Below are 12,726 nucleotides of genomic sequence, written 5' to 3' on the forward strand. Positions count from 1 at the left end.
AATGATGATCATGTTTCCATTCTACACCTTGGAAAACGCTTTATTTGGTTTTAAAACTAATCATTCACTTTTGTAATTAAAGTAATCAGAAAGAAGATTTAAATAAAACTATTCATGATGCCTTCTGACTGTGGCAATATTCGGTATTGGTAAACAGGACGCCCTATGGTACCGTATATGGTTTCCATGGAAAGAGCCTCAATCTCTGTCATAAAAGCCAGGTACTTGCGCATAGACACCCTGGATATTCCTGCACTTTCCGCAATATCCTCGGTGGAAAATAGCACCTTATTATGCTGCTGGATACAATTCCATATCATAGCCAGCGTGGATTTAGTTATGCCTTTGGGCAAACGTGCCAATTCTTTAGTCAAGCTTTTATGATAAATCAGTCGGTCCAGTTCTTCCTGCGAAAGTAGGCTGCGCTCACGCACGATGCTAATGTGCTCTCGGTACCCCGTGAGGGCCTCCAAAAAACGGTTAAAGTGGAACGGCTTAATCAAGTAATCCACCGCGCCGAAGTTCATCGCTTTTTTGACACTGTTCATGTCACTTGCAGCCGAGATGACAATGACATCTATATTTACACCTGTCTCCCGTATGAATGACAGTAAATCGAGGCCATTGCTTTCCTGCATATACACATCTAGCAATATCAAATCAATGGCTTGTTCAGCTATATATTTCTTAGCCTCTTCCACAGAAGAAGCCCAACCCCCACATCGAAAACCTTCTACCTGCTCCATATATTTGCGGTTAAATTCCGCAACCATCGGATCATCTTCTACAATCAGGACATTAATCATGTTCATCATTCCCCGCTATAATGTATGGAATCGTAATCTGAAAACAGCACCCTTGCTCGGCTGGGATCAACTTTATACTTCCCTGTAATCTTTTCACGCTTTGCGTCACCAGATAAAGACCCATCCCTCGTGACTCTCCCTTGGTCGAAAAACCTTTTTCAAATATAGCCTTCACAAGCCCTTCCGGTATACCCGGACCATTATCGCACATGATACAGGTCAGATAGCCGTTCTTCTGGCTTTCCTCAAAATAAAGTGAAAGGGTAATCCGTTTGTGCTCCAAAGATTCCATCGCCTCCACCGCATTATCAAACAGATTGCCAAGAATAGTAATCAGTTCATGCGTCGTTTGAGTTTGACTGGATTCGGGCAAGTAACTACCTGGAGTCAGTTCAAAATTCACCCCTACTTCTCTGGCCCGGCTTAATTTCCCCAACACAAACCCTGCCATAACTGGGTCCCTGATCTGCCGGGTGATGGAGCCAATCTCCACTTGATGATGCTCGACGGCATCCATAATGTAATGCTCCAGTTTATCGTACATTCGCAAGTGTACCATCCCCATAATGACATGCAGCTTGTTCATAAATTCATGAGCCTGCGCACGTAGTGCTTCCGTGTACAGGGACACTCCTGTCAAACGTTCCGCAAGCTGGTTCATCTCCGTTTTATCCCGAAAGGTTACAATTGCTCCCACAATTTCCCCTTTGACCCGTATCGGAACACTGGTGGTCAGCAAGGTTATTCCACCCAGCTCCATTTCCTCATCCATCTGTGGAGTACTCGCTTCCAAGACCTCTTGCAATCGAAAAGCGGATAAATAAACGGTAATCTCCTGTCCGGAGAATGAGAAATCTTCAATCCCCGCTTGCCTAAGCAGACGTATCGCTTCTGCATTCATCAGCATGACGCGACCGAATTCATCTACCGCAATAACCCCTTCCTTGATGGATTGCAACATGGCGCTGCGTTCCTCCAGCAAGCGTGCGATTTCCGGCGGCTCCAGACCGACTAGCATATTTTTGATTTTACGAGCCAGCACAACCGCACCTCCAGTGCCAATCAACATTCCAGTGCCAATGGCGATAGCAATAAGACGGTTGTTGCCTTCCTGAGCCATCTGTACATCTTGCATGGATATACCCACAACAATCGCCCCTACCTGTTTCCCCGTTAAACTGAACACGGGGGAAAAGGCTCGCATGGACAAGCCCAATGTTCCCTTCGCAACGGACACGCTCTCATGGCCATGAAGTGCAGTATACTCGTCTCCGCCGACAAAGGCTTTGCCGATCATCCTAGCATCCGGGTGCGTTTTACGAATTCCCTTCATATCCATAGCCACGATAAACTGGATGTGATTTGCTGCTGAAACCCTCTTCACATACTCCTGCATAGAAGGAGACGAACCCGTCCCTTGCAATTGCTCGACAATAAGCGGCGTATGGGCGAGTGTACGCGCGATGGACATTGCCTTTTCTTCCAGTCCCTTCTCAGTTTCATGTTCCACTCTCTCAGCAAATAACAGGGTTACAGGCAGAAGCACAAGTGCCATAACTAGACATACTAGCAGTGTAATTAGGCCTCTGAGCTTTAATAGCGGTTTACCCCGACGTAGCTTGAGCTGTACATTTCCGATGGAACTCACCCCTTTCTACTTGATATTAAGTCTCAACAGTTCAACATGCCTATACAAAAATGGTTATGTATGTGTTTACGTGAATATAAAAAAAGGAACTATCCCGCAATTGCGGAATAGTTTCCTTTGATTCATGGTTGAAGCTCCGCGATTCCTAATTGGGCTTAGTCGCCTCGGAAGGCGCGCTTCACACGGTCAAAAAAAGACTGCTCATTCTCATGTGTCTGCTCTCCGCTAAGCGAAGAGAATTGACGCAGCAAATCCTTTTGTTCTTCACTCAGCTTACTAGGCGTTACCACAACGACCTTAATATGCTGGTCACCCTGACCTACGCCACGCAGTTTTGGCACACCTTTTCCTTTAAGACGGAAGTAAGTACCTGTTTGCGTACCTGCTGGAACTTTCAGCTTCACTTTCTCGGTCAACGTTGGGATCTCGACTTCATCTCCCAATGCTGCCTGTGAGAACGTCAGCGGAATTTCACAGTAGATATCGTCTCCCTCACGCTCAAAGAAGTCGTGCGATTTCACACGGAACACGACGTACAAGTCACCTGCCGGTCCTCCGTTGACACCGCCTTCGCCTTCACCGTTAATACGCATTTGCGCGCCGTCATCTACACCCGCTGGAATGCGGATATGAATTTTACGTTGCTTGCGTACCCGACCCGAACCGCTACAAGTCGTACATTTTTCTTTAATGATTTTACCGGAACCGCCGCAATTGGAGCAGGCGCGTCGATTAACCATGCGACCAAACGGTGTATTCTGCACCACTTCTTCCTGTCCGCTGCCGTGGCAGACGGAGCAGGTTTGTGGTTGAGTACCCGCTTTGGCTCCCGTACCGTGACACGTATCACATGTTTCCGTACGTTCAATATGAATGTCGGTTTCTTTACCGAACACCGCTTCCTTGAATTCAATCGTCATCGTATATTGAAGATCGTTCCCACGCTGCGGTGCATTCGGATCACGTCGACCGTTGCCGCCGCCACCAAAGAACATATCAAAAATATCGCCAAACCCGCCACCGAAGTCGGCGCCACCACCGAAGCCGCCTCCCATGCCCTGGTTCGGGTCTACATGACCATACTGATCGTATCTTGCCCGCTTCTGACCATCGCTGAGAACATCGTAAGCTTCTTTCACTTCTTTAAATTTAGTTTCCGCGTCCGCAGCCTTGTTCACGTCCGGATGATACTGACGCGCAAGCTTACGGTAAGCCTTTTTGACTTCTTCATCCGAAGCGCCCTTCGCGACGCCCAGCACCTCATAATAATCACGCTTATCAGCCAATGTTCCACCCCCATGCCTACAACGTGTCTGCACTACATATAAAAGGAAAGCCAAAGGCACGGGATGACCCGGCTTTGACCTTCCCATCATTTCAAGGCAGTACAACCCGTAATATGCTTATTTATCTTGGAAATAACTGTTACCCTTCGGCTAATTGTTATTTATCAAGGCAGCTACGCTGCAATTACTATTCAGTATATCATAACGCATCGGTGTACCGTAAAGCTACCACTGCCCGATCCGTAGCTTAGTCTTTCTTCTGGTCTTCGTCAACAACTTCATAGTCCGCGTCAACTACATTGTCGCGGCCTTTGCTGTCTGCTGCGCCGTCTTGAGCTTGTTGAGCCTGTGCTTCTTGAGCAGCTTGCTCATACAACTTCACAGACAATTGCTGAACGATTTCAGTCAGTTCTTCAGTAGCTTTTTTGATGTCTTCCAGGTTGTCGGTTTCCAGCGTTTTTTGCAGATTTTCTTTAGCTGCATTTGCTTTTTCGACTTCGCCTGCATCCGCTTTTTCGCCCAGATCTTTAATCGTTTTGTCTACAGAGTAGATCAGTTGATCCGCAGCATTTTTCGCTTCTACCAAATCTTTGCGTTTTTTATCTTCTTCCGCATGCAACTCGGCATCCTTCATCATACGTTCTACTTCCTCGTCGCTCAAGCCGCTGGAAGATGTGATCGTAATTTTTTGGCTTTTGCCTGTGCCTTTATCTGTAGCGGATACGTTCACGATACCGTTCGCATCCAGATCAAAGGTAACTTCGATTTGTGGTACACCACGTGGTGCTGGAGGGATATCTCCCAATTGGAAACGACCCAGTGTTTTGTTGCCTGCTGCCATTTCACGTTCACCTTGCAACACGTGAATTTCTACGCTAGGCTGATTGTCGGCATATGTCGAGAATACCTGCGATTTGCTCGTAGGGATCGTCGTGTTACGATCAATCATTTTAGTAAACACGCCACCTGCGGTTTCAATACCGAGGGACAGTGGAGTTACGTCAAGGAGAACGACGTCTTTCACATCACCAGTCAGTACACCCGCTTGAACTGCCGCGCCCAAAGCTACCACTTCATCAGGGTTTACGCCTTTGTGTGGCTCTTTACCTGTCAGCTTTTTGATTGCTTCTTGTACAGCCGGAATACGTGTGGAACCGCCGACCAGAACGATTTTGTCGATATCGCTGGCACTCATGCCTGCATCTTTCATTGCTTGACGAGTAGGTCCTAATGTACGTTCTACCAGACCTTCAGACAATTCTTCAAATTTCGCACGAGTCAGGTTCAACTCCAAATGCTGTGGAACGCCATCAGCTACTGTGATAAACGGCAAAGAAATCGTCGTTGTCAGTACGCCGGACAGTTCTTTTTTCGCTTTTTCCGCTGCATCTTTCAGACGTTGTACAGCAGCTTTATCTTTGCTCAGGTCGATGCCTTGATCTTTTTTGAACTCATTTACGAGGTAATCAATAATCACTTGGTCAAAGTCATCGCCACCCAGCTTGTTATCGCCGCTTGTTGCTTTAACTTCGAAGAAACCGTCGCCCAGTTCCAGAATGGATACGTCAAATGTACCGCCACCCAAGTCATACACGAGGATCGTTTGGTCTTCGGATTTTTCCATACCGTATGCCAATGCAGCTGCTGTTGGCTCGTTGACAATCCGCAGAACTTCCAGACCAGCAATTTTACCTGCATCCTTGGTTGCTTGACGTTGACCGTCATTGAAGTAAGCTGGAACAGTAATAACAGCTTGAGTAACCGTTTGTCCCAGGTAAGCTTCAGCATCGGATTTCAGCTTTTGCAAAATCATAGCGGAAATTTCCTGTGCGGAATATTCCTTGCCGTCAATGCTTTCTTTATGGTTTGTACCCATGTGACGTTTGATGGACATGATTGTACGATCCGGGTTCGTAATTGCTTGGCGTTTTGCCGTTTCCCCTACAGTACGTTCTCCATCTTTTTTGAAACCAACAACGGAAGGGGTTGTGCGTGCGCCTTCCGGATTTGGAATAACGACCGCTTCGCCGCCCTCCATAACAGCCACACAAGAGTTGGTTGTACCTAAGTCAATACCGATTACTTTGCTCATCGGACAATTCCTCCTTCTGTATATACGAGGCCCGCAGGCCAGAATGGTTGAATCAAAATGATGTATTTCTAATGTATATTGAAAAAGCTACATGCTCACTTTTACCATCGCTGGACGAAGCACCTTGTCCTTCAGCATGTATCCTTTTTGTACCTCTTCAACGACGATGCCTTCCTCATGCTCTTCGCTCTCCACCTGCATAATAGCCTGATGGAAATCCGGATTAAACGGTTGTCCCACCGAATTCATGGCCGTTACACCCTCTGCCTGAAGCACACTCTCAAACTGGCGGAAAATCATTTCCACGCCTTTGCTGAATGACTCAGACTCCGCTCCTTGCGGTGCTGTTGCCAGCGCACGCTCGAAGTTATCCAAAACAGGCACCAACTCGGTAACCAGCTTCATAGATGCATATTTGGCAAGGTCTTCTTTTTCTTTCAGCGTACGACGGCGAAAATTATCAAAATCCGCCTGAGCGCGTAAAAACCGCTGTTGATGCTCTTCCGCCTGGGCGCGAAGCTTAGTCAGCTCTGTTTCGCTTTCTTGGTCTTCCAGTGCTGCCGCTTCATTAACCGGCTCTTCCTGCTGGCTCGTTTCGGCGGCTTCCTCTGTGCTTACATTTTGTTGTTTTTCTTCTTGGAACGCTTGTTCTTCCTTCAAAATGTTTCACCTCCTTCAAGTCATAACTACCTTTACAAAAACACGCAACAATGCACCCGCGCAGGATACAAACCGTATCCCGGCGCGGAACATATAGTACCGCAACCTATGCGGTCTTGTTCTATTTAAACCGTTGCGTTAGCATTGCGGTCAAATCCTTAGACAGGATACCCAAAATATTAATAACTCTCGCATATTCCATCCGTGTCGGACCCAGTATGCCTATAGTGCCCAACGCTTCTCCGTCTACTGCATACGTAGCAGTAATCAGGCTGCAATTGGCAAACGCCTCATGATCATTTTCAGTGCCGATGCGGACTTGAATTTCAGGTGCCCCGGCAACAGGTGTCATTAGTTTAAGCAGCGTTGGTGTTTCCTCCAGCAGATCGAGAATATGTTTAACCTTTTCTACATCTTTAAATTCAGGTTGATTGAGCATGTTCGTCGCACCGCTCAAATACAAGCGCTGATCCGATTCATTATCCAGTGCTTTATCCAGCACCTTCATAGCGTCCTCAAAATGAGACACATGCTTCTCCATCTCCTGACCAAGTGCGGTGTAAAGGCGTGATTTAAGCTGATAAATCGGCACACCGACCAGCTTGCTGTTCAGTAAATTCACAACCTTCTCCATCTCGGAAATCGAAATTCCCGGTGGAATATCTACCGTTTTATTCTCCACCTGACCGGTATTGGTCACGATAATCGCTACAGCCGTCGTTTCGTTGAGCGGCAGCAGCTGAAAATGACGCAATGAAGTATGAAAAACCTCCGGCCCAAGCAGGATGGAAGTATAATTGGTCATATGGGACAAAATGCCTGACGCATGCTGGATCACTTGCTCCATTACATTCAGCTTTTCGGCGTAAAAGGCTTTCAGTTCCCGCATTTCCATAGGCTTCAGTGTATTCAGTGGCACCAAATGGTCCACATAATAACGATAGCCTTTATGAGACGGGATGCGTCCCGCAGAAGTATGGGGTTGCTCCAGATAGCCCTGTTCCTCCAAATCCGACATTTCATTACGGATCGTGGCCGGGCTGAATCCGACATCCTGCCTTTTGGATATGCTGCGGGAACCCACTGGCTCAGCCGAACGAATGTAGTCATCAATAATCGCATTCAGAATGAGCCTCTGACGTTCGGTTAACAAGCGAATCCCCCCTTGTTGTTTATCCATAATAGCATGATTGTTAAATGGAATCATTAGCACTCGTTCGCGATGAGTGCTAACCGATAATACAAAAATACCAAACCGACCTGATCATTGTCAAGTCAGATCAGTATTTTCAATAAACAAGATTTATTACAACAGTTTAGTTTACTGCAGCAAATGCAAACCGTTTACACTTTTTTGCGAAAAATCTCATTATTCATCGTATTAATACCGTATTTATGTATAGAGATTCATAAAACAGAAAATTCGTTCGAGACTATGTCTTCATACCGTTACATCTTCTTTGTCCTTGAGGAGGAATTATATTTGAGAACTAATCGCCGCAACCTTTTATACGCATCGACCGCACTTTTACCTACAATTTGTATGTTTCACATTTTAATCAAGTTGTTTCCGTATACAGGACTAGGAAGAATAGTGGCTTTGCCATTAGTTTTCACCCTGAATGCAGCCCTTATTAATTCAGCCATCCATTTAATTCGTAAATTAAGCCCCCTGTGTTGTGCCTTAATCTTGGTTCCTACAATACTTTTAAGCATATGGAATACCATTTTGTTTTACCCTCAAGAATTCAGTCCAAGTATTCCCAAGCAAATAAAATACAGTATATCGGCAATACAACATTACGATGATTTAACACTAGCCGATTGGGAAGGATATACATATAGTCCAAGCAGAAGCGGAGCGTCTGAAAGATATGTTGTCGCCTTGTATAAATATAAACACCGAGTTCCATTAGACGGCACTTCATACTTTTATAATGATACTGATTATCATAAGGACCATCCCATAAGAAGCCTGAATGGAATACCTTCCGAACTGGAGCCTCATCATCAATTCATTTGGTGGTTGCTCAAAGCATATGAGAAATGAACCAGGATTAAACAATGTAGGCTGTATAACAAACGCACGATTATGGCCTGATGAAAAAAGAACTGACCTCATTATTGACAGGTCAGTTCAGTACTTTCAACACTGCGATTTCATCACAATTGTTTTGTTTACTACAGTGAATGCAGTCGGTCCATACCTTTTCAGGGAAAATCTCTTTACTTACTACATCAAAACCGTTTTTTATAAAAAAGGAGACCTCGTAGGTCAATGCCATAATTTTAGGAATACGTTGCCGCCGTGCTTCTATAATAAGGCCCTCCACGAGCTTGGAGCCAATACCCATACCTTTATGTCCCTCAGAGATGCCAAGGGAGCGAATCTCTACCAGATCAGCGCCCAATTTGCATAAAGAACCACAACCAACAACTTCGCCGTCCACCTCTGCAACAATAAATAGCTCCAGTTGGCGCGTAAGCACTTCCCTCGAACGTGGCAGCATAATCCCCCGCTCTGCATAGCCGCTAATCATTTGATATAAAGGCTCCACATCCTCAGGAACCGCACTTCTGCACAATACATCTTTACACACTGAAGCCATCTTGCTCTCCTCCTGCCGCTTGCCGCATATAATGAATAAATATACAACATCACGCATAGAATCGCAATACTCCATTTACCCTGCTGTGACAGAATAGTGTTATAAAATGATTGTCCCAGCTTACGAAGTTGAAACGTACTGTATTGAAGCCTACGACTTACGACTTATGAATTTACCGTGATTGAACCGATGAACTCTGCAAATACATCATTTCCGAATAAAATGCCGCGTTCACTCAAACGATAACCGTCCTCAATTGATTCGATTAACCCCGCATTGAGCATTTTCCCGAGAGGAGCAGTAAACGTATCCTCCAATGCCTGACCGAATTGAGCTTCAAAGCGGGACTTGGATACGCCCTCTAGCATTCTCAAACCAACCATAAGAAAATCCTCCATGGCTTCCGCCGCCGGCACCTCAAAGCTATCCAGACGTGGTAAGCCATTACGACTAGCCTCCACATAAGGGTTAATGCCTTTAATGTTCATATGACGCTCTCTGCCAACATATCCATGTGCCCCAGCGCCGAGACCGTAATAGTCCTCATTTCGCCAATAGGTCATGTTGTGCTTGCTCCCCAAGCCTGGTTTTGCGAAATTACTAATCTCATACTGCTCATACCCCGCTTCTTTCATGCGACGCATGAGGAGTAAATACATTTCCAGTTCGTCATCCTCATGTGGAAGTGGCAGCTGATTTTTCTGGTACAGCGTATGGAAGAGTGTGTTTTCTTCAACCTTCAAGCTGTAGATAGAGTAATGAGGAAGCTCCAGCTCTAGCGCTCTGCTGACGCTTTCATGCAGCATCTCCACCGTTTGGTTCGGCAAACCGAACATCAGGTCAATCGACAGGTTGTCCAAGCCAACCTTACGGGCGTTTTCCAAACTGCGATATACGTCATCTGTACTGTGAATACGACCTATGCCTGTGAGTAGCTCATTCTGAAAAGCCTGTACACCAAAGCTGAGTCGATTGACGCCGCCTTCTTTCATCACAGAGAGTTTTTCAAAATCAGTGGTGCCTGGATTGGCTTCCATGGAAAACTCAATATCTTCCGCCCAATTTGGGAAATAGGTTCGTACGCTCTTCAGGAAATATTCCATTTCTTTCGGGTTTAGGGTAGTTGGTGTTCCGCCCCCGACAAAAATGGTTTTAATCTCTCCTGGCGGGTGAAGCTTGACTGTATGTTCCATCTCCCGTTCCAGTGCATACAGATATTCCATAACAGGTTGATCCTTGAGCACATAAGAGTTGAAATCACAGTAAAAGCATTTATTCGTGCAAAAAGGTATATGCAGGTAAACCGCTTGAGGCGCGGATGAATGTTCATGTTTTTGTATGGATGCGGTCATACCGATCCTCCTTGTCAATTCAGGGTGTGGTGATTGAAAAAAATGGCGAAGAGGGGGGAGAACGCTCCGTGGATGGATCATTCTTCCGATCGCTGTTACCCCCGGATTTTTTCTTTGTAAATAAACTTAATAGGGTAAGATCCGGGGATAAAGGCGAACGCTAACGCTTCTTCAGAACGATTCCATCCACTCCGCTGCTGCCCACCACCATCGGTCATTTTTTGTGATGTAGGTGTTGCAGTAAGAGTAAAGCATCTTTAGAAATACGCTAAAGCTACTGTTGTTATACTATTTTTGCAACCGAGATAACAAACATTCCATCTCTGGATAGCTTGCTCAAATAAATAACGTCCATTCTCCATGCACGGCAAATGCCCCATGAAAGAATGGACGAATACTTCAAGCAGCTTTACTCATCTATTTTCAGTACCGCCATAAATGCTTCCTGTGGTACTTCTACGTTACCGACCTGCTTCATACGCTTCTTGCCCTCTTTTTGCTTTTCAAGCAGCTTCCGTTTACGGGAAATATCGCCGCCGTAGCATTTGGCCAAGACGTTTTTACGCATCGCCTTAACGGTTTCACGCGCCACGACCTTTGTTCCCACAGATGCCTGGATTGGCACCTCGAACATTTGACGCGGGATTAGCTCGCGCAGCTTCTCACAGATAATACGTCCGCGATGATAAGCCCGATCTCTATGCACGATGAACGACAGCGCATCGACCTGCTCGCCATTCAACAAGATATCCATTTTCACCAGGTTGGACTGGCGATAGCCTGAAATCTCATAATCAAAGGAAGCATAACCTTTGGTACTTGATTTAAGCTGATCGAAGAAATCATATACGATTTCAGACAGCGGAATTTGATACGTAATGGTTACCCGTGTCGTATCCAAGTATTCCATATTTACGTACTCACCACGTTTGGTTTGACAAAGCTCCATCACCGTACCTACGTAATCATTAGGGACGATAATACCTGCTCTTACATAGGGCTCTTCCACATGTTCAATCCGTCCGATTTCCGGATAATTCGATGGATTGTCGATCTGGATCGTTTCCCCATTCGTCAACTTTATGCGGTAAATAACGCTTGGTGCCGTTGTAATCAGTGGAATGTTAAATTCACGTTCAATCCGTTCCTGAATAACGTCCATATGAAGCAAACCAAGGAATCCACAACGGAAGCCAAAACCCAACGCGCTTGATGTTTCCGGCTCAAAACTAAGCGAAGCATCGTTCAGTTGTAGCTTTTCAAGCGCCTCACGCAGATCGTTATACTCCGATGTTTCGATTGGATACAGACCGCAATATACCATCGGATTAATTTTCCGATAGCCTGGCATCGGTTCTAATGTTGGATTTTTTGCATCTGTCACCGTATCCCCGACACGCGTATCACCCACATGCTTGATACCAGCAACGATAAAACCAACATCACCGATGTTCAGCTCGTCCACGATGCTCATACGTGGCATGAAGGCTCCTACCTCGATAACCTCAAACGTTTTATCGGTCGCCATCATTTTAATTTTGGAACCTGCCTTGATGCTACCATCTACGACGCGGACATACACAATAACGCCTTTATATGGATCATAATGCGAATCGAAAATAAGCGCCTTCAGCGGATTATTCGGGTTCCCTTGCGGAGCAGGTACGCTTCTGACCACCTGTTCCAAAATTTCCTTGATACCGATTCCAGCTTTGGCCGATGCGTGGACAGTCTCGCTCGTATCCAAGCCGATAACATCCTCGATTTCCTGCTTCACCCGTTCAGGATCTGCACTTGGCAAATCAATTTTGTTAAGCACCGGCAGAATTTCCAGATTGTTGTCCAACGCCAAATATACGTTAGCCAATGTCTGTGCTTCAATACCCTGTGCCGCGTCTACAACTAGCAAGGCCCCTTCACAGGCCGCCAAGCTTCGGGAAACCTCATAGGTAAAATCGACGTGTCCCGGTGTATCAATCAGATTCAAAATGTACTCTTCGCCGTCATCGGCCTTATAAGTGAGTCGCACTGCCTGGAGCTTGATTGTAATCCCGCGCTCCCGTTCCAGATCCATCTGATCAAGCACTTGCTCCTGCATTTCACGGGATGTGAGTGCACCGGTGTATTCCAAAATCCGGTCAGCCAGCGTGGATTTACCGTGGTCTATATGTGCAATGATACTAAAGTTCCGAATTTTACGTTGTCTTGCCAATATGTCAGTCATGCCTTACCCCCACACAATGCCTAGTGTCAATCAGCTTATTATAGCAGTT

10 protein-coding genes are annotated in these 12,726 nt (G+C 45.9%); 1 reads left to right on the forward strand and 9 read right to left on the reverse strand.

The features are described from left to right. Window positions 1-98 precede the first annotated feature (98 nt). The 6 genes from dcuR to hrcA form a co-directional block, all read right to left on the reverse strand. Window positions 99-806: a two-component system response regulator DcuR gene (dcuR, locus tag ACUUJN_RS18000; protein ID WP_023989509.1), complete on the reverse strand. Its 708-nt coding sequence runs from the start codon at window positions 804-806 to the stop codon at window positions 99-101. Next, on the reverse strand, window positions 799-2,454 hold the full coding sequence (gene dcuS, locus ACUUJN_RS18005; protein ID WP_071558461.1) for a DcuS/MalK family sensor histidine kinase: 1,656 nt from the start codon (window positions 2,452-2,454) through the stop codon (window positions 799-801). The genes dcuR and dcuS overlap by 8 nt, the downstream gene beginning before the upstream one ends. Window positions 2,455-2,609: 155 nt before the next feature. Beyond that, window positions 2,610-3,740, reverse strand: a complete 1,131-nt coding sequence (gene dnaJ, locus ACUUJN_RS18010) for a molecular chaperone DnaJ (RefSeq protein WP_023989511.1) — start codon at window positions 3,738-3,740, stop codon at window positions 2,610-2,612. 247 nt (window positions 3,741-3,987) lie between these two features. Then, window positions 3,988-5,832 (reverse strand): molecular chaperone DnaK, encoded by a 1,845-nt coding sequence (dnaK, locus tag ACUUJN_RS18015; RefSeq protein WP_023989512.1) that lies wholly within the window; start codon window positions 5,830-5,832, stop codon window positions 3,988-3,990. Between the two features lie 87 nt (window positions 5,833-5,919). Beyond that, a complete protein-coding gene (gene grpE, locus ACUUJN_RS18020) occupies window positions 5,920-6,492 on the reverse strand; it encodes a nucleotide exchange factor GrpE (protein ID WP_013311172.1) in 573 nt (190 codons plus the stop codon). Window positions 6,493-6,613: 121 nt separating this feature from the next. Beyond that, on the reverse strand, window positions 6,614-7,645 hold the full coding sequence (gene hrcA, locus ACUUJN_RS18025; protein WP_013372178.1) for a heat-inducible transcriptional repressor HrcA: 1,032 nt from the start codon (window positions 7,643-7,645) through the stop codon (window positions 6,614-6,616). A gap of 330 nt (window positions 7,646-7,975) precedes the next feature. On the opposite strand from hrcA, the gene ACUUJN_RS18030 reads away from it, so the two are divergent. Further along, window positions 7,976-8,542, forward strand: a complete 567-nt coding sequence (locus ACUUJN_RS18030) for a hypothetical protein (RefSeq protein WP_231517115.1) — start codon at window positions 7,976-7,978, stop codon at window positions 8,540-8,542. An 82-nt stretch (window positions 8,543-8,624) separates the two neighbouring features. Here the strand turns inward: ACUUJN_RS18030 and ACUUJN_RS18035 are convergent, their stop codons facing one another. From ACUUJN_RS18035 to lepA, 3 genes are all read right to left on the reverse strand, one after another. Then, complete coding sequence (locus tag ACUUJN_RS18035; protein WP_013311174.1) at window positions 8,625-9,101, reverse strand: N-acetyltransferase; 477 nt, start codon at window positions 9,099-9,101, stop codon at window positions 8,625-8,627. Window positions 9,102-9,265: 164 nt separating this feature from the next. Then, window positions 9,266-10,453: a radical SAM family heme chaperone HemW gene (gene hemW, locus ACUUJN_RS18040; protein ID WP_025723343.1), complete on the reverse strand. Its 1,188-nt coding sequence runs from the start codon at window positions 10,451-10,453 to the stop codon at window positions 9,266-9,268. A gap of 409 nt (window positions 10,454-10,862) precedes the next feature. Further along, window positions 10,863-12,677 carry a translation elongation factor 4 gene (gene lepA, locus ACUUJN_RS18045; RefSeq protein WP_023989515.1) on the reverse strand — a complete coding sequence of 605 codons (1,815 nt, stop codon included), beginning with the start codon at window positions 12,675-12,677 and terminating at the stop codon, window positions 10,863-10,865. Window positions 12,678-12,726: the final 49 nt, after the last annotated feature.

This window comes from Paenibacillus sp. LRG-1 (genome assembly GCF_057220305.1).